The organism is Planococcus citreus (genome assembly GCF_003664125.1).
In the GTDB taxonomy this organism is placed as follows: Bacteria; Bacillota; Bacilli; order Bacillales_A; family Planococcaceae; genus Planococcus; species Planococcus citreus.
This window is the reverse complement of sequence record NZ_RCCP01000011.1, coordinates 1-26,954: the sequence shown is the minus strand read 5'-3', so window position 1 is coordinate 26,954 and position 26,954 is coordinate 1. Positions and strand designations below refer to the sequence as shown.

At 49.2% G+C, this 26,954-nt stretch carries 22 protein-coding genes, 17 tRNA genes and 2 rRNA genes; 31 read left to right on the top strand and 10 right to left on the bottom strand.

What is annotated here, in order from left to right; translation table 11 throughout:
* The 21 genes from DFR62_RS17170 to DFR62_RS17070 all read left to right on the top strand — a co-directional run.
* Positions 1-86: ribosomal RNA gene (locus DFR62_RS17170) — 23S ribosomal RNA — on the top strand; the annotation flags it as partial.
* 127 nt (positions 87-213) lie between these two features.
* A 5S ribosomal RNA gene (gene rrf / locus DFR62_RS17165) occupies positions 214-329 on the top strand.
* Between the two features lie 10 nt (positions 330-339).
* A tRNA-Asn gene (locus tag DFR62_RS17160) sits at positions 340-414 on the top strand.
* Positions 415-419: 5 nt separating this feature from the next.
* Positions 420-509: transfer RNA gene (locus tag DFR62_RS17155), tRNA-Ser, on the top strand.
* A 21-nt stretch (positions 510-530) separates the two neighbouring features.
* Positions 531-605: transfer RNA gene (locus tag DFR62_RS17150), tRNA-Glu, on the top strand.
* Between the two features lie 6 nt (positions 606-611).
* A tRNA-Val gene (locus DFR62_RS17145) sits at positions 612-687 on the top strand.
* 42 nt (positions 688-729) lie between these two features.
* Positions 730-806: transfer RNA gene (locus DFR62_RS17140), tRNA-Met, on the top strand.
* 3 nt (positions 807-809) lie between these two features.
* Positions 810-885 (top strand) — tRNA-Asp (locus DFR62_RS17135).
* A gap of 17 nt (positions 886-902) precedes the next feature.
* Positions 903-978, top strand: a tRNA-Phe gene (locus DFR62_RS17130).
* Between the two features lie 14 nt (positions 979-992).
* Positions 993-1,068 (top strand) — tRNA-Thr (locus DFR62_RS17125).
* Between the two features lie 3 nt (positions 1,069-1,071).
* Positions 1,072-1,155: transfer RNA gene (locus DFR62_RS17120), tRNA-Tyr, on the top strand.
* Positions 1,156-1,161: 6 nt separating this feature from the next.
* Positions 1,162-1,235: transfer RNA gene (locus DFR62_RS17115), tRNA-Trp, on the top strand.
* A 20-nt stretch (positions 1,236-1,255) separates the two neighbouring features.
* Positions 1,256-1,331, top strand: a tRNA-His gene (locus DFR62_RS17110).
* A gap of 41 nt (positions 1,332-1,372) precedes the next feature.
* Positions 1,373-1,448 (top strand) — tRNA-His (locus DFR62_RS17105).
* A gap of 7 nt (positions 1,449-1,455) precedes the next feature.
* Positions 1,456-1,527, top strand: a tRNA-Gln gene (locus DFR62_RS17100).
* A gap of 5 nt (positions 1,528-1,532) precedes the next feature.
* Positions 1,533-1,607 (top strand) — tRNA-Gly (locus DFR62_RS17095).
* 7 nt (positions 1,608-1,614) lie between these two features.
* Positions 1,615-1,688: transfer RNA gene (locus DFR62_RS17090), tRNA-Cys, on the top strand.
* A 9-nt stretch (positions 1,689-1,697) separates the two neighbouring features.
* A tRNA-Leu gene (locus DFR62_RS17085) sits at positions 1,698-1,781 on the top strand.
* Positions 1,782-1,995: 214 nt separating this feature from the next.
* Positions 1,996-2,079 (top strand) — tRNA-Leu (locus DFR62_RS17080).
* Positions 2,080-2,436: 357 nt separating this feature from the next.
* On the top strand, positions 2,437-5,097 hold the full coding sequence (locus tag DFR62_RS17075) for a cation-transporting P-type ATPase (protein WP_241663167.1): 2,661 nt from the start codon (positions 2,437-2,439) through the stop codon (positions 5,095-5,097).
* Between the two features lie 28 nt (positions 5,098-5,125).
* On the top strand, positions 5,126-6,175 hold the full coding sequence (locus tag DFR62_RS17070; protein WP_121301397.1) for a C45 family autoproteolytic acyltransferase/hydrolase: 1,050 nt from the start codon (positions 5,126-5,128) through the stop codon (positions 6,173-6,175).
* Between the two features lie 25 nt (positions 6,176-6,200).
* On the opposite strand, the gene DFR62_RS17065 is transcribed toward DFR62_RS17070, so the two are convergent.
* Positions 6,201-7,271, bottom strand: a complete 1,071-nt coding sequence (locus DFR62_RS17065) for a C45 family autoproteolytic acyltransferase/hydrolase (protein WP_121301396.1) — start codon at positions 7,269-7,271, stop codon at positions 6,201-6,203.
* Positions 7,272-7,363: 92 nt separating this feature from the next.
* On the bottom strand, positions 7,364-8,026 hold the full coding sequence (locus tag DFR62_RS17060) for a B3/B4 domain-containing protein (protein ID WP_121301395.1): 663 nt from the start codon (positions 8,024-8,026) through the stop codon (positions 7,364-7,366).
* Between the two features lie 65 nt (positions 8,027-8,091).
* On the opposite strand from DFR62_RS17060, the gene queG reads away from it, so the two are divergent.
* The 3 genes from queG to DFR62_RS17045 all read left to right on the top strand — a co-directional run bounded on the left by queG (position 8,092) and on the right by DFR62_RS17045 (position 10,351).
* The gene (gene queG / locus DFR62_RS17055) at positions 8,092-9,237 is read left to right on the top strand and encodes a tRNA epoxyqueuosine(34) reductase QueG (protein ID WP_121301394.1); all 1,146 of its coding nucleotides are present in this window, start codon (positions 8,092-8,094) and stop codon (positions 9,235-9,237) included.
* Positions 9,238-9,247: 10 nt separating this feature from the next.
* A complete protein-coding gene (gene trmL, locus DFR62_RS17050; protein WP_058381328.1) occupies positions 9,248-9,721 on the top strand; it encodes a tRNA (uridine(34)/cytosine(34)/5-carboxymethylaminomethyluridine(34)-2'-O)-methyltransferase TrmL in 474 nt (157 codons plus the stop codon).
* A gap of 321 nt (positions 9,722-10,042) precedes the next feature.
* The gene (locus DFR62_RS17045) at positions 10,043-10,351 is read left to right on the top strand and encodes a hypothetical protein (RefSeq protein WP_083509118.1); all 309 of its coding nucleotides are present in this window, start codon (positions 10,043-10,045) and stop codon (positions 10,349-10,351) included.
* Between the two features lie 127 nt (positions 10,352-10,478).
* Here DFR62_RS17045 and DFR62_RS17040 read toward each other — a convergent pair whose 3' ends face one another.
* Positions 10,479-11,780 (bottom strand): NCS2 family permease, encoded by a 1,302-nt coding sequence (locus DFR62_RS17040; protein WP_121301393.1) that lies wholly within the window; start codon positions 11,778-11,780, stop codon positions 10,479-10,481.
* Positions 11,781-11,936: 156 nt separating this feature from the next.
* Between DFR62_RS17040 and DFR62_RS17035 the strand changes: the two genes are divergently transcribed.
* On the top strand, positions 11,937-12,767 hold the full coding sequence (locus DFR62_RS17035) for an aldo/keto reductase (RefSeq protein ID WP_121301392.1): 831 nt from the start codon (positions 11,937-11,939) through the stop codon (positions 12,765-12,767).
* Positions 12,768-12,805: 38 nt separating this feature from the next.
* Here the strand turns inward: DFR62_RS17035 and DFR62_RS17030 are convergent, their stop codons facing one another.
* From DFR62_RS17030 to DFR62_RS17020, 3 genes are read right to left on the bottom strand one after another with little or no spacing between them, the layout of a single operon-like run.
* Entirely contained in the window at positions 12,806-13,651 is an 846-nt protein-coding gene (locus DFR62_RS17030) for an RluA family pseudouridine synthase (protein WP_338324966.1), read from the bottom strand.
* A gap of 53 nt (positions 13,652-13,704) precedes the next feature.
* Positions 13,705-14,175, bottom strand: coding sequence for a thioredoxin family protein (locus DFR62_RS17025; protein ID WP_058381324.1), 471 nt, complete (start codon positions 14,173-14,175; stop codon positions 13,705-13,707).
* Between the two features lies 1 nt (position 14,176).
* The gene (locus DFR62_RS17020; RefSeq protein WP_121301390.1) at positions 14,177-14,602 is read right to left on the bottom strand and encodes a disulfide oxidoreductase; all 426 of its coding nucleotides are present in this window, start codon (positions 14,600-14,602) and stop codon (positions 14,177-14,179) included.
* 132 nt (positions 14,603-14,734) lie between these two features.
* Between DFR62_RS17020 and DFR62_RS17015 the strand changes: the two genes are divergently transcribed.
* The 4 genes from DFR62_RS17015 (at position 14,735) to DFR62_RS17000 (ending at position 19,905) form a co-directional block, all read left to right on the top strand.
* Positions 14,735-16,279 (top strand): carbon-nitrogen hydrolase family protein, encoded by a 1,545-nt coding sequence (locus DFR62_RS17015; protein ID WP_121301389.1) that lies wholly within the window; start codon positions 14,735-14,737, stop codon positions 16,277-16,279.
* Positions 16,280-16,354: 75 nt separating this feature from the next.
* Complete coding sequence (locus tag DFR62_RS17010) at positions 16,355-18,055, top strand: phospho-sugar mutase (protein ID WP_121301388.1); 1,701 nt, start codon at positions 16,355-16,357, stop codon at positions 18,053-18,055.
* A 92-nt stretch (positions 18,056-18,147) separates the two neighbouring features.
* Positions 18,148-19,257 carry a GAF domain-containing sensor histidine kinase gene (locus DFR62_RS17005; protein WP_121301387.1) on the top strand — a complete coding sequence of 370 codons (1,110 nt, stop codon included), beginning with the start codon at positions 18,148-18,150 and terminating at the stop codon, positions 19,255-19,257.
* 12 nt (positions 19,258-19,269) lie between these two features.
* The gene (locus DFR62_RS17000) at positions 19,270-19,905 is read left to right on the top strand and encodes a response regulator transcription factor (protein WP_121301386.1); all 636 of its coding nucleotides are present in this window, start codon (positions 19,270-19,272) and stop codon (positions 19,903-19,905) included.
* 41 nt (positions 19,906-19,946) lie between these two features.
* On the opposite strand, the gene rsgA is transcribed toward DFR62_RS17000, so the two are convergent.
* Complete coding sequence (gene rsgA, locus DFR62_RS16995) at positions 19,947-21,002, bottom strand: ribosome small subunit-dependent GTPase A (RefSeq protein ID WP_175578497.1); 1,056 nt, start codon at positions 21,000-21,002, stop codon at positions 19,947-19,949.
* A 391-nt stretch (positions 21,003-21,393) separates the two neighbouring features.
* Between rsgA and DFR62_RS16990 the strand changes: the two genes are divergently transcribed.
* Both DFR62_RS16990 and DFR62_RS16985 read left to right on the top strand, forming a co-directional pair.
* Positions 21,394-22,704, top strand: coding sequence for a DUF2254 domain-containing protein (locus DFR62_RS16990; protein ID WP_121301384.1), 1,311 nt, complete (start codon positions 21,394-21,396; stop codon positions 22,702-22,704).
* A 69-nt stretch (positions 22,705-22,773) separates the two neighbouring features.
* Complete coding sequence (locus DFR62_RS16985; protein ID WP_121301383.1) at positions 22,774-23,832, top strand: mechanosensitive ion channel family protein; 1,059 nt, start codon at positions 22,774-22,776, stop codon at positions 23,830-23,832.
* Between the two features lie 50 nt (positions 23,833-23,882).
* Here the strand turns inward: DFR62_RS16985 and DFR62_RS16980 are convergent, their stop codons facing one another.
* From DFR62_RS16980 to DFR62_RS16970, 3 genes are all read right to left on the bottom strand, one after another.
* A complete protein-coding gene (locus DFR62_RS16980; protein WP_121301382.1) occupies positions 23,883-24,446 on the bottom strand; it encodes a hypothetical protein in 564 nt (187 codons plus the stop codon).
* Complete coding sequence (locus DFR62_RS16975; protein WP_121301381.1) at positions 24,439-25,332, bottom strand: cation diffusion facilitator family transporter; 894 nt, start codon at positions 25,330-25,332, stop codon at positions 24,439-24,441. Before DFR62_RS16975 ends, DFR62_RS16980 begins: the two co-directional genes overlap by 8 nt.
* A 74-nt stretch (positions 25,333-25,406) precedes the next feature.
* Positions 25,407-26,723 (bottom strand): hemolysin family protein, encoded by a 1,317-nt coding sequence (locus DFR62_RS16970; protein ID WP_241663052.1) that lies wholly within the window; start codon positions 26,721-26,723, stop codon positions 25,407-25,409.
* Between the last annotated feature and the right edge of the window lie 231 nt (positions 26,724-26,954).

The window sequence follows — 26,954 nt, the reverse complement described above, 5'->3', positions numbered from 1 at the left end:
CAAAGACGATGAGGTAGATAGGTTCGGGGTGGAAGCGTGGCGACACGTGCAGCTGACGAATACTAATCGATCGAGGACTTAACCAACAAACTGAACATGCGTTTCCAATGTCGATTTATCCAGTTTTGAAAGAATAAGATATTATTTTTAAAAAAATACTTGAAATAATCGGTATTATTGATATAATAAATCTTGTCTTTCAAATTAATACAGTCTAGTGATGATGGCAAAGAGGTCACACCCGTTCCCATCCCGAACACGGAAGTTAAGCTCTTTTGCGCCGATGGTAGTTGGGGGTTTCCCCCTGTGAGAGTAGGACGTCGCTAGTCTGGTTATTATTCCGAAGTAGCTCAGTGGTAGAGCACCGCACTGTTAATGCGATGGTCGTAGGTTCGAGTCCTACCTTCGGAGCCAATTATGGAGAGCTGTCCGAGTGGCCGAAGGAGCATGATTGGAAATCATGTAGGCGGGCAACCGTCTCAAGGGTTCGAATCCCTTGCTCTCCGCCAGTATCTTAAGATCAAAATAAAGGCCCCTTGGTCAAGCGGTTAAGACACCGCCCTTTCACGGCGGTAACACGGGTTCGAATCCCGTAGGGGTCACCATTCAATGGAGGATTAGCTCAGCTGGGAGAGCATCTGCCTTACAAGCAGAGGGTCGGCGGTTCGATCCCGTCATCCTCCACCATTTCTTTCATGCATATAAAATAGAAGGAAACTTTAATATTATCGCGGGGTGGAGCAGTTCGGTAGCTCGTTGGGCTCATAACCCAAAGGTCGCAGGTTCAAATCCTGCCCCCGCAACCAAATGGTCCCGTGGTGTAGCGGTTAACATGCCTGCCTGTCACGCAGGAGATCGCCGGTTCGATCCCGGTCGGGACCGCCATTTTTATTAATTAATATGGGTCAGTAGCTCAGTCGGTAGAGCATTAGATTGAAGCTCTAAGTGTCGGCGGTTCGATTCCGTCCTGACCCACCATATTTTTTCTCCATGCCGGAGTAGCTCAACTGGTAGAGCAACTGACTTGTAATCAGTAGGTTGAGGGTTCAAGTCCTTTCTCCGGCACCATTAGGTGGGGTAGCGAAGTGGCTAAACGCGGCGGACTGTAAATCCGCTCCTTCGGGTTCGGCAGTTCGAATCTGCCCCCCACCACCAGTTTTTAGGGGCATAGTTTAACGGTAGAACAGAGGTCTCCAAAACCTCCGATGTGGGTTCGATTCCTACTGCCCCTGCCATTTTTTTAAATATTATGTTGGCGGTCGTGGCGAAGTGGTTAACGCACCGGATTGTGATTCCGGCACTCGGGGGTTCAATTCCCCTCGTCCGCCCCATGTTTTCTTGAAATTTTAATATCATACATAATAATAGCGTGGCGGTCGTGGCGAAGTGGTTAACGCACCGGATTGTGATTCCGGCACTCGGGGGTTCAATTCCCCTCGTCCGCCCCAGTATTATTGGGGTATAGCCAAGCGGTAAGGCAACGGGTTTTGATCCCGTCATGCCCTGGTTCGAATCCAGGTACCCCAGCTTTTGCGGAAGTAGTTCAGTGGTAGAACGCCACCTTGCCAAGGTGGAGGTCGCGGGTTCGACCCCCGTCTTCCGCTCCATTATTTAGGCGGCATAGCCAAGCGGTAAGGCATGGGTCTGCAACACCCTTACCACCGGTTCGAGTCCGGTTGCCGCCTCCAAACTATTTTGCCGGCGTGGCGGAATTGGCAGACGCGCGGGACTCAAAATCCCGTTCCTTCACGGGAGTGTCGGTTCGACCCCGACCGCCGGTATCAAATGATCATCACTCTGCCAAGTGATGAAAGCTTAAAACTCTGACTTTTATAGTCAGAGTTTTTTTCTTTATTTATATGAATGATTTGCAGTTGTACACAGCAAAGATTTTTTTTAAAAAATAGCTAATAACCCCTTGCAAAATAATCGGTTTACTAATATAATAATAAATGTTCCTGAAAGCAATGAATAATTGTTTCTGGATTCAATTTTGCCGGCGTGGCGGAATTGGCAGACGCGCGGGACTCAAAATCCCGTTCCTTCACGGGAGTGTCGGTTCGACCCCGACCGCCGGTATCATTTTCATTGCTCTGCCAAGCAATGTATTGAAAGGCCCTAACTTCAGTTAGGGCTTTTTTCTTTGTCTTAATTTGGTAACAAGAGTAGCACTATTATTAGAAAAACCACTAATGAAAAACTAGCTGAGGAGTAGCCTGTTATCGAACGAGACGGACGTGGCCGATGCGGTAAGTTGGAAGGGGAGTGATGGAAACATCTTAGGGGATCGGCTCTCTACACCGGTATTTTGAAAAAGGCAGCTTCCTTTGAAGACTGTCTTTTTTACGTGTATTGGAATATATAATAGGATGTGGTAGGAGAATGGAGGCTGCGTGTTATAATAATCAAAATTACGATCTTGGCGGGGGTGGCAAGGTGGTTACAGAACAAGGATTTGATCAAGAGTTTACGACTATACTTGATACCCATGAAGTTCTGTTAAAAGAAGGGTTGAGCGAAGTTGAAGTTGTAAAGAGGTTAAAGGTTTTTGGCGCCAATGAATTGCCTCAAGGAAAGCGAGAACCTGGAGTTATAAAGTTTTTTAAGCATTTTCATGATGTGCTGATCTATGTATTGTTGGCAGCGGCAGTTATTACAGTCGTACTTGGACATTATATTGATACAAGTGTCATTTTAGCTGTAGTTGTCATCAATGCGGCAATTGGCTATATTCAACAGAGTAAAGCTGAGAAAGCATTGGATAGTATACGTGAAATGCTTTCATTTAAAGCTGGAGTGCTGCGAGAGGGCAAACGAAAAGATATTCTGGCGGCTGATTTGGTGCCTGGGGATCTTGTTTATTTAAGGGCGGGTGATAAGGTGCCCGCAGATATACGGCTTGTAGAAGCGTCGAATCTTCAGGTGGAGGAGTCCTCTTTGACTGGTGAATCAGATGCAGTAAATAAACAGACTGAGAGGCTATCGAGCGATACGGTGCTTGGGGATCGTTCCAATATGGCATTTGCAGGAACTGCTGTTGCAGCCGGATCAGGGTTTGGGGTTGTCATTGCAACAGGAGGGGATACTGAACTCGGAAAAATCAGCAGCGCGATGGAATCGGTCGAGAAATTACAGACACCCTTATTAAAGCAGACCGCTCAATTCGGAAAAGTGATATCAGTGATTATTGTACTGAGTGCAATCGGCATGTTTTTCATTGGTTATTGGGTCCATGACTATGCCACAGCTGAGCTATTATTGGCAATCATCGGCTTGACCGTAGCCGCTATTCCAGAAGGGTTGCCAGCGGTATTATCCATTATTTTAGCTTTGGGTGTCCAAACGATGGCTGGGAAGAATGCTATTGTACGGAACTTGCCATCAGTCGAAACTTTAGGGGCCGTTACGGTAATATGCTCAGACAAAACAGGGACTTTGACGAAAAATGAAATGACGGCGACTTCTGTTATTCTGGCAGATGAAGAAATCAATGTTAGTGGGGTCGGTTATTCACCCGAAGGAATGTTAAAGAAAAACGGAGATGGCATTCGTTTAGCTGATCATCCTCGATTGGCAAAGTTTTTAGCCTGTGTGAAAACAGTTAATGATGCGCATTTGGTCAAAGGGAAAAAAGGGAAATGGTCAATCAGTGGAGGTGCGACGGAAGGCTGCCTCTTGACGCTTGCAGAGAAAGCGGATGACGAAGTAGAGAAGTTGCCAGTGATTATGAAGATTCCGTTTGATTCTTCTTATAAATACATGGCTGCTTTGGTTGAAGATCGGGGAACTAAATGGATTTATGCAAAGGGGGCCCCTGAAAAGCTACTGGATATGATACAAAGCGAAGAGAGGGATGAATGGGAGGCGAAGATAGCCTCACATGCAAAACGCGGAGAACGCCTTTTAGGAGCTGCTGTTAAGCAAGTCGATTACACAGTGGAAGTCATAAATCACGAAGATATGAAGTGCGGGTTTGAGTTTCTAGGCATGGCTGGCATCATTGATCCTCCGCGGGAAGAAGTGATCGATTCAATTGTACAATGCAAGAAAGCCGGAATTCGTGTCAAGATGATCACTGGAGACCATAAAGACACCGCTGTGGCGATTGGAGCCAAGCTTGGAATCGGTGATGGGGCCAAGGCGCTTGAAGGCAGGGAATTGGATGGTTTAAACGCACAACAGTTGGAGGCTGCAGCCATGGAATATGACATTTTCGCGCGTACCAGCCCGACAAATAAATTGCAATTGGTTGAAGCTCTTCAAGCCAAGGGGCAAGTGTGTGCAATGACCGGTGATGGGGTCAATGATGCACCGGCTTTGAAACGAGCTGATATCGGCATTGCGATGGGAATCAAAGGAACAGAAGTATCAAAAGAAGCGGCAGAGATGGTGCTGGTTGATGATAATTTCAGCACGATTGTCAATGCAGTGAAGGAAGGGCGGCGCGTCTATGACAATTTGAAAAAGACCATCCTGTTCATATTGCCGACAAACGTATCCGAAGGGCTGCTCATTTTTATCAGCATTCTATTTGGCACTACGATTCCGCTCACTGCTGTGCAGATTTTGTGGGTCAACATGATTACCGCTGTGACGATTTCCTTGGCGATTGCATTTGAGAAGCTCGAGCCTGGTACGATGGAGCGGCCACCTAGGAAAGCCAATAGCCCGTTGCTCAGTGGCTATTATGTTTTCCGCATCGCTTTTGCATCGGCGATTATCGGAGGGGGCATTTTATGGATGAACAGCATGCTGGAAGCTAGAGATTATGACCAAGGCATCTTGCAGACCATGACTTTACAAGCCCTGGTCATTTCACAGCTATTTTATTTATTTAATTGCCGGAGTGAGCGGCGTTTTGCACTGAATCGTGATTTCTTTTCCAATAAAGCGGCTTTTATTGTCTCGGCCATATTAATCTTAGTGCAGCTATCGGTGACGTATGTGCCGTTTATGAATACGCTGCTTGGCACGGAACCGATCGGGCTCAGGTATTGGATTTGGCCATTGCTGATCGGGATGAGCGTCTTTATTATTGTGGAGTTTGAAAAATGGGTGGTGCGCTTGATGAGCAGAAATTCAAAACTTGTGAAATAATTATTAAAGCGGGAATGAAGGAGGAGTTATGAGACAGATACATAGTGAAGTCGTCGAATTCAGAGGAAGCCATTATGATTATGGAATGATGCAAGGAAATGCGCTTAAAGAATCGATTACGCTGCACAATCGCCGCGGGCAATGGAAGAGCAAGAGGCCACGTTTTGTCATCGATCCGGCAGAAGCGCAAGCTGCGTTCAACGAATACGCCCCGAACTTGTGGGAAGAGTTGAAAGGCCTTGAAGATAGCCTAGAACTACCGATTGATGAGGTACTTCGTGATTTTGGCGGTTACCGAATCGATGCGCCGCCGTCGGGCTGTTCGATCGTCAGCGGCGAAGACTTTTTGGTGCGTAATTATGATTTCCATCCGCAGACATATGAAGGCAGGTTCTGCTTGTTCCAACCACAAGAGGGAAACGCCATTATCGGTCCGAGCCAGCGTATTTTGGGGCGTATGGATGGAATGAACGAGCATGGCCTGGTGATGGGCTATAATTTTATGCACCGGAAAAAACCGGGTGATGGCTTTGTTTGTTATATGATCGGGCGCATCATTCTTGAAAGCTGCTCATCCATTGAAGAGGCTGTTGCTTTGATCAAAGATATTCCGCATCGCGGGTCATTTAGCTACGTTGTGACCGATAAGGGCGGCGCAACAAAGGTCATTGAAGCGACGCCCCGTAAAGTGGCGGTGCGTGATGCCACTGCGTGCACGAATCATTTTGAAATCCAGCAGCATGAAAACCGCAATTATCTAAAGGATTCCCATGAACGCTTGTCAGTTATCGAACAGAATGCAGAAGATGTAGCGGAAGCGTATCGCGCTTATCGCCTGTTCAATGATACGAACCGCGGCTTGTTTTCGAATCTTTATAAGAGTTGGGCCGGAACAATCCATACATCTGTCTATCTACCGAAAGAGCAGGAAGTGTGGTTCGCGCTTGGAGGCGATCAGGAGCCTGAAGTTTTCAAGTTTGGGGAATGGCTTGCAGGAAAGCCTGTCCGCAATCAATCAGTACACGGGCAGATTGATACGGGCATTGGCTTTGCCCACACTGATGCGTTGTTCAAATGAAAAACGGCTGGAGCGCATGGGTGCTCTAGCCGTTTTTTTGCTGCAATGAAGATAGGTCGTCAAGATACGGAAACGGGAAATGGGTGTCGATTTTCCCGTTGATGCGTTTCGCCAGCAAGCGCTCGCCTTGAAGCCATTTTTGGAAATCGAACATGAGCGGCAAGCGATCAGGACCGATGGCGAAGCCGACTTCCAAGCTGTTCGGAAAATAGGAAGCCGTATGCAGAGTACCGGAAGCAGTGCTGTATTTTGTTGAAAATACGCCCTGGTCCGAGTCGTTCAATAATCGGAACGCTGCGTATGCGTCGTTTGACGTTGTGGAATGCGTAAGAAGCGCTTCCTCGCGGCGTTTGGAATCGTCGATTTGATAACGGTTTTCTTCCGATAACACTTCAAAATGGTTCGTCGAGACAGCCGCTTCCCGGACGATGACATTGCGCGGGGAAGTTTCGGCGACGACTGAACGTCCGCTCTTATCCAGCAATACATAGCTGAATGAACGGCGGTGGGGCAGTTCTTTCAATAAATCGACCGCTTCGTCGATCGATGCGCAATGCTCAAGGATCAAGCGTCCGATCATATTGCAGATAAACCCGTCCGCTGAGTTGCGGCGGTTGATGAAATTATAGCCCATTGCAAGCCCTTTTTCGTTTAGCCCGTCGGTTCGTCCGGTAATTTGCATGGAAGGCCCGATGGATGCATAGCCCCCGTCAGTCGGCTCGTACAAGGCGAACCGGCCTTCATAGCCTTGCGGTGAGCTGTCATAATTGCGGACAAGGAAATCGGAGCGGCTCAGGATCGAACAGCCGCTGCGTGTATATTCGATATAATAGCCGCCGAATTCTCGGAGGGCGTCGTAAAATGGCCATTTTAAGGCATCGGCTAAGCCTTCGATTTCTTCCCAAATGCGCGGGGCAAAGCGTTCGAGCATGTCGATGGCTTTTGTTTCGTCCACCAATAATTGCTTGCTATTCTCACTACGCTGTATTTTTCGGTTCGGCAAAAGCAGTGAATCTCTCAACAATTCCCCTTGATGATAGCCGAAATCATAATGGCTGCCGCGGAATTGGATAACGTCGCTATGGACTTTCTTCATGTGGCATCCCTCTTTTTTATCTCAGTATCAAAAGAATACTAGAGTTTTGGGGAGAATAAAAAGAATATGCCTGAAGCGTATGCTTCAGGCAATTAAAGGACGTAGCTTGTCGCTTCGCCGCCATTGATTCCGGTGAACATATTGCCGGCAGCGGTCAATAGCTGAAGGGCATTGTCGCGGTTCATGGACGGTCGGAGGTAAAATACGTGTACCGCGTCTGTTGTTTGCGGTGTCACAGCAGTGCGCTTTGAATCGACGTATGGGCTACCGAAAGCGCCTTTTGCATCGCGTGTAACGATGATGTTATCGAGCGTATTGTCGCGGTTATTCAAGCCCTCATAGCGGTCGTCAGGCTTGCCGAGGGCGATTTCGATATCGCCTTCAATTTGAGCTGTATCGTACAAACCGAGTGGAATTTCGTACTGAAGCGATAGAAAACTGTTCATATCGATTGCTGAATTGACAGGGGCCAGATAGTTTTGCTTGCGCACACGGCGGTACAAGGCTTCCGCAGAAGGCCGGTAGCGGTTCGGATCGCTTCCGAGCGCTTTCCAGGCCAGCTTCCATTCGAGAAGGCCAGGGAAATCCGTCAATTCCTTATCGTCCATATCGAAGAACAATTGCTCCTGGAACAGTTGGAGGCGGCCTTTTAACATTTGAGGTGAATCCGAAACGGTGATATTGTTATAATGAATAATGCCGATTTTGAAATCAGGCACAATCTCTGTAATTTCAGGGTTTACGCGAAAGTCCACAGCAATCATCCTTTCCGTGAATAATAGCCTTATCTTACCATAAATTGGAGCAAGGAGTTATCGACATGAACTTGGATCAATTCCAACAACAACTGGTTGCGTATGCCGCGGAAATCGGGATTGATAAAATCGGCTTTGCTTCGGCCGAACCTTTTTTTAGTTTAAAGCATCGTTTGATCCGCCAGCAGCAATTGAATTTCCAGTCCGGTTTTGAGGAATCGGATGTGGAGAAACGCACGCGTCCGGAATTATTGATGGAAGAGCCTGTGAGCATCATTGCCATTGCGATTGCCTATCCTTCCAAAATGGAGGGGGCGAAGCCTGGTGTCAAAGGGGCACGGCGTGGTATTTTCTCGCGTTCTTCCTGGGGCAAGGATTACCATGCGGCACTTCGGGACAGGCTGGCGCTGCTGGAATCTTTTATCGCCGCCCATTATCCGGAGGCGCGCATGAAATCAATGGTCGACACTGGCGAATTGTCTGACCGTGCCGTGGCAGAACGGGCCGGTATCGGGTGGAGTGCGAAAAATACCAATATCATCACGCCGGAGTTCGGTTCATATGTCTATTTGGGCGAGATGATCACCAACATCCCTTTTGAATACGACGAGCCGATGGAAGATCAATGCGGCGACTGCCGCTTATGTATCGATACGTGCCCGACCGGCGCGATTGTCGAGGGCGGGCAGCTCAATGCCCAGCGCTGCATTTCGTTTTTGACACAGACGAAGGGCTTCCTGCCAGATGAGTTCCGGTCGAAAATCGGCAACCGGATTTACGGCTGCGACACATGCCAGACCGTGTGCCCGAAAAATAAGCGCAAGGCCAATCGCATTCATCCGGAATTTGACCCGGACCCGGAAATTGCCAAGCCGCTTTTAGAGCCGTTGTTGACGATTTCCAATCGGGAGTTCAAAGAGAAATTCGGCCATGTGTCAGGTTCTTGGCGCGGCAAAAAGCCGATTCAGCGCAACGCCATTTTAGCGCTCGCCCATTTTAAGGAACAGTCCGCTGTGCCTGCATTGATCGAATTGATGAACACTGATCCGCGTCCGGTCATCCGCGGCACGTCCGCCTGGGCGATCGGCCGTATTGGAACGGATGAAGGAAGACTAGCGCTCGAACATGCACAGCAGCAAGAGAAAGACGAAGAGGTGCTGGCGGAGATCGCCAAGGGCCTGGCATTCTTTTCTGCAGAAACGAAAGGATAAGTGAAGAAATTTGGGAATACACATTGTGTTATATCAGCCATTAATTCCGGCGAATACCGGGAACATTGCACGCTCTTGTGCGGGGACAGGGGTCAGCCTTCATTTGATCAAGCCGCTCGGGTTTTCGACGGACGATAAAATGCTCAAACGGGCGGGGCTCGATTATTGGGAGCACGTGGATATTCATTACCACGATGGCCTCGATGAGTTGTTTACATCCTATCCTGACGGCAAATACCATTACATCACCAAGTTTGGCACGAAGACATACAGTTCGTTCGATTTTTCGGATACCGGGGAAGATTATTTCTTCGTCTTCGGTCAGGAGACAAAGGGCTTGCCGAGGGAATTGATTGATGCCAACTTAGACCGTTGTTTGCGCATTCCGATGAATGAACATATCCGTTCACTCAATTTGTCGAACACGGCAGCGATCTTGATGTATGAAGCGCTGCGCCAACAGGATTTTCCGAATTTGAAATAAACGACAAAAAAGGACAGCGCGTGGGCGCTGTCCTTTTGCATTTCAGATTATTGTCTTTTGTCTGTGCCTGGTTTGTCATCGTATCCAGCAGTGAAGATAGCTACCAAAAACGATACACAAATCCCCAAGATTAAGATCAAGTTCATGAATGACGACCTCCTTGAAATTTGCATCTGTGTTTAGTATAGCGTACCATCGGGAAAAATGAAATATGGAACCCACTCGAAAATATGGACATTTTCCGTCCATCCAAAAAACTTGAAACTTTTTTGGATGTGATGCGTATATAGGGGTAGGAAGAAAAGGAAGGGATGAACTGATATGAAAATGAAGACATCCGTTGCACTGCTTTGGATTACGGGCCTTGCGGAGGCATTTCTGGCCATTCCGTTCATCGGGGGCGGATTTGTGATTTCTGCAGGCTATGCACCGCTCGGCATCATGTTCGTGCTGCATGCGATTACGTTGTTCTTTTGCTTTAAAGAATATTCGCCGAAGTTCGGCTCGATTCTGGGGATCATTACAAGTGCACTGGCTTGGATTCCAGTGATCGGCTGGGCGCTGCATTTATTGACAGCAATCGTGCTATTGCTCTCAGCAGCCATGTCCGGGCGTTCAGCTAGAGTCTAACAAGAAAAGCACCGAGAAATCGGTGTTTTTTTGTGGGCAAATGTAAAGACGATGAAAATTGGTTTGTAAGCGTCCCTTTCGATTAAGGTACAAAAAATCCCCTGCATAGAAAAATGCAGGGGATTTTTTAATGCGGTGCAATGAGAATCTGGATCGTGAACAGCACAGCAAAAATATAAAGGATCGGGTGGACGGATTTCCATTTGCCTTTGAAGATCTTCATGAGCGGGTAAGAGATAAACCCAAGTGCGATGCCGGTTGCGATGCTTGAGGTGAGCGGCATAGCCAGAACAATCAGGAACGCTGGGAACGCTTCATCGAATTGATCCCAGTCGATTTGCTTGACGGCGCCGATCATTAAGCTGCCGACGATGATGAGAGCGGGAGCGGTGATGGCGGCGACGCCGGAAAGCGAGCCGACGAGCGGCCCGAAAAAGGCAGCAGCGATGAACAGGATGGCGACGGTCAAAGTCGTGAGCCCTGTCCGTCCGCCTGCAGCGACGCCGGCGGAAGATTCGACATAAGCGCTGGTCGGGCTTGTGCCGACCATGGCGCCTGCACTGGCGGCGACAGAATCAGCGAGGAGCGCCTGGCGCACGCGCGGCATTTTATTGTCTTTCATGAGCCCTGCTTGTTTTGCGACACCGATCATCGTTCCGGTCGTGTCGAACAGCGTGACGAGCAGGAACGAGAACACGACGCCGTAGAGCCCGAATTCGGCGACGAGCAGGAACGCTTCGATGGGATTCCAGACGATGATGCCTTCCGGAAGCGACGGCAACTTCATGAAGCCTTCCGCAAATTTCAATTGCCCGGTGAAGAAGGCAATGATGCCCGTTGCGATCATGCCGAAGAAAATCCCGCCGTGAATGTTCAAGGACATGAAGATAAGCGTGATGGCGAGCCCTGCGAGCGTCAAAGCGACAGGCGGCGAAGTCAGGTCGCCAAGCCCCACGAGATTCGCTTCATTGGCGACGATCAATCCGCTAAGGCGCATGCCGATGAAGGCGATGAACAAGCCGATGCCTGCCGTGATGGCGTGTTTCAAGTTTTCTGGAATGGCTTCAATGAGGATTTTGCGCATTGAAGTCAAAGACAGTGCGACAAAGAGCAATCCGGAAACGAAAACTGCGGCAAAGGCAGTCGTATAATCAATGGCGCCGTCAGAAGCGAGCACCATGGAAGTGAAATATGCGTTAAGCCCCATGCCCGGCGCGATGGCAATCGGGTAATTGGCGAGCAATGCCATCCATAATGTACCGATGACTGCTGCAATGATGGTGGCGAGAAAAACCTGGTCGAACGGAACGCCGGCAGCACCTAAAATCACCGGGTTGACGATGACGATATATGCCATCGTCAGGAACGTGGTCATACCGGCTGTAATCTCGGTTCTGACATCAGTTCCGTGTTCTTTTAACTGAAACATGGAATATCCTCCTTATAAACACGAACATTTTAAACAACACGTTTAATAATATTCGTTTTTAATATCGGATGCAAGAGCTTTTCTCAATCTAGTGGCGAATAGTCGAAATTCCTGTCGACTATTTGTACAATGAAAAAGAACAGGAGGAGAATGTTTATGAATCTGACGATTGAATCAACAAAAACCTTACATAATGGAGTGGAAATGCCGCGTTTTGGCCTTGGCGTTTACAAGATGACCGATAAAGAAGCGGCGGTCGAAGCGATGGTAAAAGCAATCCAAACAGGCTACAAAGCGATCGATACAGCTACAGTGTATGACAATGAAGCAGAGGTCGGGGAAGCAATCCGCGCAGGCGGCGTGAAGCGTGAAGAACTGTTCATCACATCAAAAGTGTGGAACACCGACCAGGGCTACGACCAGACCTTGCGTGCATTCGAAGCTTCATTAAAACGGCTGGATATGGACTATCTGGATCTGTATTTGACGCATTGGGCAATTCCCGATACATTCGAGGAAACGTACCGTGCGATTGAGCGCTTGTATGATGAAAAATTGATCCGTGCTGCCGGCGTTTCCAATCACCAGCAGCATCACCTGGAGAAGATCTTGGCCAAGGCCAATACGAAACCGATGGTCAACCAGATCGAGCTGCATCCGCAATTGACGCAGGAATCACTGCGCGAATTTTGTGCGGCACAAGACATTGCGGTCACTTCCTGGTCGCCACTTGCGAGAGGGCGTCTGCTCGAAGATCCGGTGCTGTCGGAAATCGGCGAAAAGCACGGGAAATCCATCGCGCAGACCATCATTCGCTGGCATCTCCAGAATGACCTGATTGTCATCCCGAAATCGGTGACGCCGTCGCGCATTGTTGAAAATGCCGATGTTTTTGATTTTGAATTAAGTGAAGAAGAGATGAAACAGATTTCAGCGCTCAACCAGGATTGGCGGAGCGGAACCCATCCGGACGAAATCAAGGTTTAATAAAAAAAGGCCAGCGAATGGGTTCGCTGGCCTTTTGGTTATTGTTTTGCTTCGATATCGATTTGCTGACCGGTAAATGGGTGTTTAAACGCGATGCGGAAAGCATGCAGGAAGTATTCGCCGTCTTCAGTCGGCGGCCCTCCGTACAATTCATCGCCGATGATCGGGTGCTTGACGTGCGACAAATGGGCGCGGATTTGATGCGTGCGCCCAGTCTCCAAAGTTAAGTGAAGCAGCGAGCGGCCATCTGCGCGGTTGATGACCTGGTAATGGGTGACGGCGCTTTGCCCGTTCGGCGAAACGCGGCGGCGCGTCGCGTGATGGCGGTCGCGGCCTAGCGGGAAGTCGAGCGTCCCGGATTGCCCGCGAACCAAACCTTTAACGAGTGCTTCGTATTCACGCTGTACAAGCTTTTGTTCAACCATTCGGTCCATGACGTTTTTGGCGATCGGGTGTTTGGCCAATAGCAACACGCCGGAAGTGCCTTGGTCAAGCCGGTGGATATGTTCGATATACGAACCGCCGGATTGCTGGACGTAAGCCATCAAGCCGTTGATGAACGTATCATCCTGGTGGTTATCGTTCGGGTGTGTTGCGAGCCCTTTCGGTTTATTGGCGATGATGAAGTGCTCGTCTTCAAATAAAATCTCAGGTTCGATCGATGGGTTTGGCTGGTACGGCGACTCAGCTTGGGGAATCGTAACAGTCAATTGCGTCCCTTTGTCGAGCGGTTCCTGCCAGCGGGGTTCTGTGCCGTCTTCAAGGCGGACGCCTTTTGCCATGCGCAGTTCATGCACGGTCTTTTTGCCGAGGCCCCATTCGTTTTTCAATAAGTCCGTAACGGTCATGCCTTGTTCCGGGATTTGGTAAGTCCAATTCATCATACAGTCCTCCATAAAAACGGGATCATGCGCGCGGCACATGATCCCGTTTCAGTTTATTTTTTCACGACTTCCTGGAAAAATTGTTCGATATTCTCTTTCGGCTGTGCGCCTGTCCAGCGGGCAACTTCCTGACCATCTTCGTAATGGACCAGTGTCGGTGTCGCTTCGAGTGCATAATCAGACCAGCCTTGCTCAAATTCGAGCAGGTTGTACTGCAGCACATCGACTTCCATATCATCTGCAACAGGCATCAAGATCGGCGTTGTCTGCTGGCAGAATTGGCAAGTCGGGCTAAAGAAATAAACAGTCGTTGGCTCTCCGCTTTGGATCTGTTCATTTACGTCTTCTGGCAATGCGATGTTCTGATAGTTTTCGTCATCGAGCTGATCGATGGTGGCCGGATTCAGATCATCCGTGCCGTATGGATTGTCCGCCAGTTTCTCGTCTTGCGATTGATTGGTCAAGAAGACGATCAACGCAAAGATGGCAAGTACGACGCCGGCGATAATCAGCAATTTTTTCATCTTATTGTTCCTCCTTCAATGATTTCCACAGATAAACACTCGTTCCGGCAATCAAAGCGAATGCGATGAGTGCAAGAAACGGGATGGTGATGAATCCGAGGTAATTAATATATTCCCCTGTGCACGGGACTTGCCCACATGACGGTGCGGAATCCGACAAGAACCGGAGTTTTTGGATGCCGTAATGATACAGCGAAACCGAGCCGCCAATGACGGACAGCACGAGCGTAGTCATGGCGATGCGCAGATTTTTCTGCACATAGGCAACGCCGAGCACAAAGACGAGGGGATACATGAAGATGCGCTGCACCCAGCACAGCTCACACGGGACATACCCGCGTACCTGGGAAAAATACAGCGAGCCAAGTGTCGCAACCAGGGACACCGCCCACATGAACAGCAAACTGTTTTCTTGACGCTTCGTCATCTTTTGACCCTCTTTTCCGGAATGCTTTCCTTTTGAAGTATAATTCTTAACACCATACAAGTAAAATAATATCAACAACTGGGCGTATGGGCTATAATTAACTTTGAAACTTTTGTGAAGGAGCGCGGTAACGTGGCAGAACAATTCGATTTATCCCATTTTGAAAAAAGCATGATCATCCGTGAGATGAGCTATGCTGATATACCTGCCATTCTGGAAATGCAGCAGCTTTGCTTTCCGGGTATGGAACCTTGGAAAGAAGAGCAGCTTAGAAGCCATTTAGGCGTTTTTGCACAAGGGCAGATCGTCGCGGAACTTGACGGCAAAGTAATCGGCTCCTGCTCGAGCCTATTAATCAATTTCGACGAATACGATGACCGCCATACGTGGGACGATGTCACTGACGGCGGCTATATAACGAACCATAACCAAGACGGTTACAATATGTACGGCATCGAAGTTATGGTGCATCCCGAGTACCGCCGCATGCAAGTCGGGCAGCGTTTGTACGAAGCGCGCAAAGAACTGGCGCGTGAATTGAACTTGAAGTCGATCATCATCGGCGGACGCATCCCGAACTACCATAAACACGCAGACGAAATGTCGCCGCGTGAATACGTCGATTCGGTGTCACGTCATAAAATCTATGATCCGGTGCTGACGTTCCAATTGATGAACGGTTTCCAGTTGATGCGAATCAACCCCGGCTATTTACAGGATGATAAAGCATCGGGTAAATACGCAACGCTGATGGAATGGAACAATGTCGATTACAAGCCGATCTCCAAGCGTCATTTCAAGACGAGTTTGCCAGTGCGCATCTGCGTCGTCCAGTACTTAATGCGTGCTATCAATTCATTCGACGATTTGGCGAACCAGGTCGAGTATTTTGTTGACGTGGCTTCTGACGCGCATTCGGATTTCGTCGTGTTCCCGGAAATTTTCACGACGCAATTGATGTCGTTCTTGAATGAACCATCGCCGAGCCAAGCCGTCCGCAAATTGACGGAATTCACGCCACAGTATATTGAGCTATTCACGGACCTCGCTGTTCGCTATAACGTCAATATCATCGGCGGGTCGCATTTCGTCAAGGAAGAAAATGATGAGATTTACAACATCGCATATTTGTTCCGTCGCGATGGTTCAATCGATAAACAGTACAAGATCCACATCACGCCGAACGAACGTAAATGGTGGGGCATCTCAGCAGGCGATTCGGTCCGCGTATTCGATACGGATTGCGGCAAGATCGCCATCCAGATCTGCTACGACATCGAGTTCCCGGAACTGGCTCGCATCGCGACCGATATGGGCGCCAACATCATCTTCTCGCCGTTCTGTACGGAAGACCGCCAAGGCTATTTGCGCGTGCGTTATTGTGCACAAGCCCGTGCGGTCGAGAACCAGATCTACACGGTCATTTCCGGAACGGTCGGAAACTTGCCGCAAACAGAAAACATGGATATCCAATATGCCCAGTCCGGCATCTTTGCGCCAAGCGATTTCGAATTCGCGCGCGACGGCATCGTCGGAGAGACCAACCCGAACCTCGAAATGGTGTTGATCGGGGATGTTGACCTTGAAATCCTCAGACGCCAGCGCCAAGACGGCACCGTCAAGCAATTGAAGGACCGCCGCCACGACGTCTACCGTGTTGAATACAAACAAGATTAACTTTAGCCGCTCCGAATCGGGGCGGCTTTTTTGCGGAAAATTTGGTAAACTGATAAGTAATTGGAGGGATGAACCATGACATGGAAACAACGAATGCAAAAATGGCTTGGACACGAGGGGCTGGATGTGGATACGAAACAGCAGCTGCAATTATTATCGGAAGACGAGCAGCTGGCAGAAGATGCGTTTTATCAGGACTTGGTATTCGGAACAGGTGGGATGCGCGGCGAAATCGGCCCAGGCACGAACCGCATGAACGTCTATACAGTCAGAAAAGCATCAAAAGGCATCGCCGATTATATTGAAAGCTTCGGGGAACAGGCGATGAAGCGCGGAGTGGCGATTGCGTTCGACAGCCGCCGCATGTCGCCGGAGTTTGCCGAAGAAGCGGCACGTACATTTGCGGCGGCCGGCATCCGTGCTTATGTGTATGAAGCGGCGCGCACGACACCGCAATTATCGTTCACGGTGCGCGAATTGAATGCCTTCATGGGCATCGTCATCACTGCCAGCCACAACCCGCCTGAGTACAATGGCTATAAAGTATACGGCGAAGACGGTGCGCAATTGGATCTCGAAGCAGCGGACCAGGTCATCGGATTTGTTAGCCGAGTGGAAGATGAACTCGCAATCGAAAATGATGAGTATGATTCCTCCTTGTTGGAAATTCTCGGCGAAGAGCTCGACCGCGCCTATATCGACCAAGTGTTGACGGTGCAGGAAACTAGCGTTGAGCCAATCAGCGTCGTCTTTACGCCGCTTCACGGGGCCTCAGGCGCGACTGTCCGCCGTGTGTTTGACGAAGCCGGTTATAGCGGCGTTAATTATGTGAAAGAACAAATGGCGCCGGACGGTGAATTCCCGACGGTGGAATCACCAAACCCGGAAGAATCATCGGCGTTTGACCTCGCCCGGAAATACGGCGAAGAGCAGACCGCAGATCTATTGATTGCCATCGATCCGGACGGCGACCGCGTCGGCGCGGCAGTTTGGACCGGTACGCAATACGAACTATTGACGGGTAACCAAACCGGCGGCATCTTGCTGGAATATTTATTGGGCCAGAAAAAAGCCAAAGGTGAATTGCCGGAAGACGGTCGCATCTTCAAGACCATTGTCACTTCCGGATTTGGGGAAGCGGTCGCGCGAAGCTACGGCGTAGAGAGCGAAGACGTGTTGACAGGCTTTAAATTCATCGGCGAGAAATTGCGTGAAAATGATGCGCAGCATGAATTCACTTTCCTGTTCGGCTACGAGGAAAGCTACGGCTATTTGATCCGCGATTTTGCACGTGATAAAGATGCTGTGCAAGCGACATTGCTACTGGTCGAAGCGGCAGCCTTCTATAAGAAGCAAGGCAAAAATCTGTACGGCGTATTGAATGAATTATATGAACGCCACGGCTTCTACCGCGAATTGCTCGTTTCGGTGACGAAAAAAGGCATCGAAGGGGCACGTGAAATCACACAGCTGCTCGACGGCTTGCGCACAGCGCCGCCACAATCCATTGCCGGCATCGCGGTCGAAAAAATCGAAGACTACGATAGCCGGACACGGACGCTTGTCGATATGGGGACGAGCGAAGCTATCGTCTTGCCACAGTCGAATGTCCTGAAATACTTCCTGTCGGATGGTTCGTGGGTCTGCGTGCGCCCGAGCGGCACCGAGCCGAAAGTGAAATACTATTTCGGCGTTAAAGCAGCAACCCAGCAGGAAAGCGACGAAAAGCTTGAACTATTGAAAGAATCATTTCTCGACATCGTTGCGAATCGGTGAAAAAGCTCCCCATAGAGGGAGCTTTTTCATTCGAAAGAATGAGGCAAACACCGGTTCTTATCGTTACAATAGCAACTAGGAGGGATCAGCCCATGGTGCCTGAACAGCATTCGGACGTCATTTTATTGAAAGAGATCGCGGAGTTGTTGAACGAAGAAACGAATATGGAGCGCATGCTCGGCGGAGCGATCGACAAACTGCTGCAAAACTCCAATTTTGAAACGGCCTGGATCTTTTTCATCGATGAAAAAGGCAAGCACAGGCTTGTGGCGCAAGCCAATTTGCCGGATGCCCTCGAGGAGCGGGATTGCCGCCATTTGACGAAAGGCGGCTGCTGGTGCGTCAAGCGCTACCACGACGGCGATTTAGAAAAGGCGTCGAATATCATCGCCTGCCAGCGCATCGAAAACGCCAAAGCGGCACATGGCAAAATCGGCAATATTTCGCATCACGCAACTGTACCGCTGCAATCTGGCAAGGAAAAGTTTGGCTTGCTCAATATCGCTGCGGCCGATACGGTGCGCTTTTCAAAAGACGAACTGGCATTATTGGAATCGGTCGCTTTCCAAATCGGCTCTGCTATCAAGCGCATCGTCCTGACCAAACAGGAACAGGAATTGGCACTCGTCAAAGAGCGCAATCGGCTCGCGCGGGATTTGCACGATTCCGTTAATCAGCTGTTGTTCTCGGTCACGTTGACGGCGAGGGGCGGCATTGAAATGGCGGAAGATGAAGCGCAAAAAAGCACGTTTCGGGACATCCAGCATCTCAGCCAGGAAGCGCTCAACGAAATGAGGGCGTTGATTTGGCAGTTGCGTCCAAAAGGGCTGGAGAGCGGCTTGATCGATGCCATCAAAGCGTATGGGGAAATGCTCGGGCTGTCGATGGAAACGAAAGTGACCGGCGTGATTCAATTGCCGTCGCGTACCGAAGAAACCTTATTCCGCATTGCACAGGAAGCACTGAATAATGTGCGCAAGCATGCGGGTACAAGCGCTGCCCAAATCTACGTGACAATTACACCGACAGATGTCTTATTGGTCATCAAAGACGAAGGACTCGGTTTTTCTCCTGCACACGGCGCGATCCCGTCGATTGGCATACAAAGCATTCGCGACCGGGCGAAAGCAGAAGGCGGCACGGCCGATTGGTCTAGCGAATTAAGCAAAGGAACGGAAATCCTGGTACGGATTCCGTATTAAAGGAGTGGCAAGATGAGAGTATTGATTGCGGATGATCATCACGTAGTAAGAAGAGGGTTGCTGTTTTTCCTGAAAACCCAAAAAGACATTGAAGTGGTGGGGGAGGCTGCGAACGGCGTCGAAGCTGTCGAGATGGCGGGCGAGCTGCAGCCGGATATCGTCTTGATGGATCTGGTCATGCCTGAAATGGACGGCATCCAGGCAACTCGGAAAATCAAAGAGTCTCATCCGGATATCATCGTCTTGATGCTCACGAGCTTTTCCGACCGAGACCATATCCTCCCGGCGATCGAGGCAGGGGCAGCAGGCTATCAGTTGAAAGATATCGAGCCGGACGAATTGGTGGAATCGCTACGCAGCTTGATGCGTGGGGAGAATACGCTGCATCCGAAAGCTTCGTCGGAATTGGCGAAAGCGCCGGAAGACCCGCCGCCGCATGTTCTCCATCCCTTGACCCCAAGGGAAGCGGAAGTGCTCGCGGAGCTGACCAAAGGGAAAAGCAACCGGGAAGTGGCGTCTGCTTTGTTCGTGACAGAGAAGACGGTGAAAACGCATATTTCCAATATCTTCATCAAACTCGAAGTCCAGGACCGGACGCAAGCGGCACTTTATGCGGTTAAACACGGCCTGACGGAATATGCCAATTGAAAACATTAAAAAAGCCTGCCGGATAAAAATCCGGCAGGCTATTATTTTTTCTTAACAGGGCGGCTGCGGTATTCTTTCGTGCGCTGTTTCCACACTGCGCGTTCTGCCTGTTGTTTGGCAGCATCACTTTTTCGTTCGATATAGTCGAGCTCACGCAGCAATTTCAAATAGCTTGTGTAGCGGTCTTCCGGCAATTCGCCAGAAGCGAGTGCGGATTGGATGCGGCAGCCGGGTTCTTGTTGGTGGCTGCAATCGCGGAAACGGCATTCGGCAGCGAAGCTTGTGATGTCCTGGAAGCTAGACTCAAGTCCGTCGGCAGAATCGGCCAGCTGGAATTCACGCATGCCCGGCGTGTCGATCAATAAACCGCCGCCCGGCAGCAGCACGAGTTCGCGGTGGGTCGTCGTGTGCCGCCCTTTGCTGTCGTCTTCGCGAATGTCCTGCACCGCCATTTTATCGCTCTGGGTTAAGGCGTTGATGAGCGATGATTTGCCGACCCCTGAAGAACCGAGCAGAGCGCCTGTTTTTCCGTCCGTTAAATAGCGACCAAAGGCCTCCATGCCAGCCCCAGTCAAGGCCGACACGGCAAATACATCGACGCCGAATGCAGTAGCGGCGACTTCTTTCAAGTAAACTGCAGGGTCTTCGCATTGATCGCTTTTCGTCAACACGACGACCGGCATGGCGCCGGAATCCCAAGCGGCGACCATATAACGTTCAAGGCGCCGGACATTAAAATCGTGATTGAGCGACATGACCAGGAAGACGTAATCGAGGTTGACGGCAATGGTCTGCACCTCGGACGTTTCCCCGGCCGCTTTTCGGGTGAAGCGCGATGTTCTCGGCAGGAGCTGATGGATGATGCCTTTGTCTTCTCCAGGCATTCGTTCCAGCGCCACCCAATCCCCGACACTCGGGAATTCATCGCGGCTGTGGCTATGACGGTAATTTCCGGATAAAGTAGCCGGCCATTCACCGAAATCGGTCATGACACGGTAGCCGCTTTTATGTTCGAGAATGACGCGGCCCGGTATTTTGTGTTCAGGCAATGCTTGTGCGAATGATTCATTCCATCCGTATTGTTCGATAATTGACAATGTAATTTCCTCCTATAAAAACGCATAATAAAAAACCATGGCTGCAATGATGCCTGCCATGGTCTCCGCGCATAGGAAAGAAACGTATCGTCAGCGATACACAGAGGGAGACATCACAGCAAACATCATTAAGTTGCGGGTTGCACGAACTGAAATTGTCACCATACTGCCTCACCTCTTTCCATTAGTTAAGCTAATGATAATGGGAAATGAAGTTGAGGTCAACATTTTTTTGAGAGTATTTTGACAATAGCATCCAGCCGTTAAGGTTTGTCCCCTAATCGTCTCCACTTGCTTCAATAAAAGGGAAGTGTGAAATAGTACCAGCGTTTGCCCCAAATGGAATAGGGGAACAGGGGAATAGGCCATCATTCTTTTAAGGGGGGAAGTCATGAAAAAAGTCTTTTACAATTGGCGGGAAAAACTGTGGGTGACTCCTGCTATCTATAGCTTCCTTGCCGTATTATTGTCCATTGCGTTCTTCTATGTGGATTTATTGGTCATACAGCAATACCGTGAATTTATCCCGGACATCCTGTTGACGAATGTGCAATTAGCCCAAACGATCATGGGGGCGCTCGCAGGTGCGCTGTTGACGATGACGACGTTTACATTTTCTACGATTCTCGTTGTATTGACGATGTATTCTTCCCAGTTTTCGCCGAGAACATTAAAAAACTTCGTCCATGATCGCCTGACATGGCGTGTGTTAGGGGTATTTTTAGGCGGGTTCATTTACAATACGCTGTCGCTGATGTTCATGCGGGACGCGCTTTATACCCACGATGTCATCTCGACCTTTGTCGGCATCGTCATCGCCTTTTTCTGTTTATCGACTTTTGCTTATTTTATCCACCATATCGCCACGAATGTGCAGGTCGAGAAGTTGATTGAAGAGCTTGAGCAAGATGCCGAACGGATTATCGATAGCTATAGTGAGAAACAACAGCAAGATATGGAAATCGAATCGGAATGGAATCCTGATGGTTTTGCCAAAATGATTGTTGCCGAAAACGATGGGTATATCCAGTTCTTGTATTTTGACAAGTTGACGGAATATGCGGTGGAGCACAATCTGGAAGTCGAAATTCTTCATGGCATCGGTTCATATGTCCATGAAGAGACAGCTTTATTCCGTGTTTATCAGCGTGAGCAGGAAGAGATTAACCTGCATCGTTTCATCACCATCGGTACCGAACGGACGACCGATCAAGATCTTGATTTTGCTATACAAAAAATGGTCGAAGTGGCATTGCGGGCGATTTCCCCAGGCATTAACGACCCGAATACTGCGAATGGCATCATCATCCGAATCGGGCGGTTGCTCGGCAAATTAAGCCATCTGGAGACCGGGGCGATTACCATTACGGATGAAGAACAAAAAGATCGTGTGCGGTATCCTTTTTTTACTTTCGAACATTTTCTGTATCTTACATTCCATCAACTTATCCATTACGGAAAAGAAGATGTATCGGTGGTGGCTTCTATCGTTGAAGCTTTGACGAATGCAACACAGTTATCAGAATCAGCGCATCATGAAGCCATTTGGGAAACTCAGTTGCACTTGCTCGAACATTTGGAAGGCGCACCCTTTAAGCGTCTGGATCGGCGCTACATTCAAGGGAAGTTGGACGCACTGGCACAAGCGATGGATCGCAGACCTATCCTGCTTAGCAATTACCAAGTTGATCAGGACGCGTGAATAGCACTCAATGCATCGGCTTCAGATTAAAGGCAGCACATTCGGAACACTGTGGACAAAGGAGGAATCATGAAAAATCCGCAATTATTTGAAGGCATCGGCATTTTGAGGGAGTTATCGGTCACTGAGTTTTTCTTATTCTTTCTTTATTTATTATTGATCTTCATTGGCAAATGGATTGCCCAAGCCGTGCTGAAACGAATCGTGAGGCATGATGGTTATCAAGAGCGGATTTATCCAGTTCTCGAAGACATTCTGAATTGGGTCGCCTTTTACGGCAGCATTATGCTGTTCTTGTTTTATTTCGGGCAGGAAGAATGGCTGACGACGCCTTTTTACGAAACGGAAGGGGTCGACGTCTCCATTTTGCTGATTGTAGTTGCCATCATGATCGTCACGTTTTCGAGCCGCGTCGTTAAAGCATTCAATAGTTTTGTCATGCCTTATGTCTATGGGCAGTTCGATGTAGAAATGGGCATGAGCTATACGATTAACCGGCTCATTTATTATGCCGTGATGTTTCTGGCGATTGCAGTCAGCTTCACGCTAGTTGGGTTAGATCTGCGGGCAGTCGGAATTGTCTTCAGTGTGCTCGGGATCGGCATCGGTTTCGGCGTCCGAAACATCGCCGCGAACTTTGTCTCAGGTATCATCATTTTATTTGAACGGCCGATGGAAGTTGGGGAAATGGTTGAAATCGACAAGAAAATCGGGCGTATCACGAAAATCAAATTACGCTCAACAATCGTTGAAACAAATAAAGATGGGACGCTTGTTGTGCCGAACCAGTATTTCATCGAACAGATTGTCAAGAACCGCTCGGGCGCAAAGCTATTCGCACGTGTAGTCGTCAGTGTTGAGTACGGATGCGACACGGAATTGGTCTCGGAATTGCTGGTGCAAGCGGCGGAACGCGAAATCACGAAAGTTGCAGGCGTGCCTGATGAAAAGCCTGACGCCCAATTCATCGATTTTCGTAATTCCTCGATGGATTTCCAAGTGGAAGCACGTGTCCTCAATGTCGAAATGAAAGACCGCTTAGAAAGCCGGATCCGCCATGGCATCGCTGCCTTGTTTGTAGAACACGGCATTCGCCTTGCGTCTTTACCGGGCGAAAGAACAGAATAAAAGCATGAGAAAAACGCCTGATCTCAAAAAGAGCAGGCGTTTTTTCTCTGTTATTGTGGTTGAATACGGGTGAATTCGCCTCCTGCCGCTTCGACGCGGCGAGCTAAGTCGTTGTGCATTTCAAAAATCCGGCCGCTGGAGAATTCGACCATGTCGCCGTCGCGGAAATAATAAGCGACCGACTCGATCGAACTGGTCCCGTTTTGTTTTTGAAGCCGTTCTTCGACCCTTTCAAACTCTTCCCATGTATAAGTGGAGGAATTGAAGGAGAGAGGCGGGTTGTACGTGAAGCTGTCACGGGTCACATAGTAATAATCACCGAGAGAAAAAGCGATCGACACGAGCCCGATGATAGCGACAGCGCCAGATAATAGCCAAGATTTCACTGGTTGTTCAATCAGCGCTGCAATGAATAAAGAAATCGCAAGGAGCACAATGCCTGCGCCGCCAAGCACGAGCGACCAGAACGACGTGCCGACGATTTCCGCCTCCTGTGTAATGGTCACGACTTTTGCCGGGTAGAACACGGCAGCTGGAACAAATAGAGCGGAAATGAGCAATATAATACCGAACGTCACCAAAATAATTTTTTTCTGATCGTAAAAATCAACCATCCTCTTCGTCCTCCTCTATCGAGTAATCCGGTTCTATATGTACGAGGACGACGCAATTTGGTTTCACTTTCTGGATTTTCCGCTCGATTTCTTCGGTGATCCAATGGCTTTCGACCACATTTAAATATGGCGCGACGCTAACGGTCAAGTCGATGAACATGACATTGCCGTGGGTGCGCCCTTTGAAATCACGCAAGTCCAGTACGCCCGGCACGCGTCGAATGACTACCGAAAGCGATTCGACGGCTTCTTCATCAAACGCGTCGGTTAAGGTCAACACCGATTCGCGGAAAATATCCAAAGCCGTTTTGATAATGATGAGCCCTACAAGAAAGGCTGTGATCGAATCGATCAGCGGCGCCCCGAGGATGGCCCCGATGATGCCGATCCCGGCGCCGATGCTGACAAGCGCATCCGAACGATTATCGTAGGCAGCGGCCCGAACGGCTGAACTTTTGATTTCCTGGCTCAACTTCAAGTTATAGCGGTAAACGCCGTACATGATGGCTGCCGAAAAAAACGCGACAATAGCGGTCAGCGGAGAAGGCGGTTCGAGTGCCGGGTTAAACACCGTCTTCACTGAATTCAACAGCACTTGAAGGCCGATGACAGCCATGATGAATGAAGCCAATAAGGAAGCGATTGTCTCTGCTTTCAAATGGCCGTAATGATGGTTGTCATCCGGCGGCTTTTGGGAGATCCTCAATCCGATCAGCACAGCGACAGAAGCGACGATGTCGGTGACGTTGTTCAATCCATCTGCTTTCAACGCTTCAGATCCGCCCCAAAACCCGACGGCGAGTTTGATGGCGCTTAAAAACAGATAAGCTCCGATGCTAAGCCATGCGCCTTTTTCTCCTTTGCGGAGATTATCGTATAATTCCATTGCACTTCATCTCCAGATTGGATTGTGGGGAAAACGGAAACGACCCTCCAAAGAGGGCCGTATCGCAAATACTATTATACAGGAAGATCTTCAGCGGATGCTTTTTGAACTTCTAAATAAAGGATATGATGGCCGTCGACTTCCTGGATGCGGAATTCGTAACCTTGCTCGATGATTTTCTGGCCTTCGACTGCATCGAAATGCATGTCCATAAACCAGCCGCCGATCGTATCGATATCTTCCTCGTCGATGTTAATCCCAAGAATGGCATTCACGGTACCAAGCAATAATTTGGCATTGAAAATATAATGGTCTTCACCGAGAATTTGGACGTCCGGTGCTTCATCGATATCGAATTCATCCTGGATATCGCCCACAATTTCCTCAAGTATGTCTTCAATGGTGACAAGCCCCGAAGTGCCGCCGTATTCATCACGTAAAATGGCCATGTGGATGCGTTCGCGCTGGATCTTCAATAATAACTCATTGACCGGCATCGTTTCGATGACTTGGATGACCGGTTGGATAAAGGCGGAAACAGGCAAGTTTCCGGTGTCGGAATTTTTCACGTAAGCGCTTAATAAATGCTTCATATTGACGACCCCAAGAACATGGTCTTTATCGCCGTCCGTGATCGGATAGCGCGTGAATTGCTCGATTCCTTCTAATGCAAACACATCGCGTAAGCCCAAGTCGTGGGCAATCGTGCTCATTTCCATCCGTGGCACCATGATCTCTTTGGCGATGCGTTCATCGAATTCGAAGATGCGATTGACATAATCAAATTCAGATGCGTTGATTTCGCCGCTTTTCAGGCTTTCGGATAACAACAATTTCAATTCTTCTTCGGTATGGCCCATTTCGCTGCGCGATAATTTTTGGATGCCGAACAACCTAGAAATCAAGCGGGCGATAGCACTGAATAGGAAAATGAATGGGAACAAAAGCCAGTATGCAAAAACAAGCGGTCTGGCGAACAACAGGATGATACGCTCTGGATTGCGGATGGCGAAGGTCTTCGGAAACAACTCGCCGAACACGACCAATAGCAAAGCTACTCCCAGAAAAGCCGCCAAAAAGCTTATCCAACCAGCGCTTGCTGACGGCAATCCGAGATTTTCGGCAATGGGCTGGATCGATTCCTGTACGAGCGCATGGCCTACCCAGCCGAGCCCAAGCACCGATAAAGCGATGCCTACTTGGCAGGCGAATAGATACGTATCGGCTTGCCCCGCAATTTTTACAGCGGCTTGCGCTTGTTTTTTATTATTGGCAATCGATTCATCAAGACGCGCCGTGCGTATATTGACGATTGCGTATTCGCATGCAGAAAAAAATGCGGCAGAACCGATCAAAGCGGCGATCGCCGCAATTCGTAAAGGTATGTCCAAATGACTCCTTTGCGCCGGGCCTGTTAGGGAAGGACGCAAAGTTTGCACCTCCTGAAAATGAAAGATGATAGAAATGATGGTGATTCCCGCTAGCAAATGCATAGAATATCCACGGGGGGGGGGGGGGGGGGGGGGGGGGGGGGTGTTGTTTTTGGGGGGAGTGGGGATTGTATAAAATAGAACAAAAAAGAACAATAAAAATATAAAAATTAATTATTAGTATATATGTGA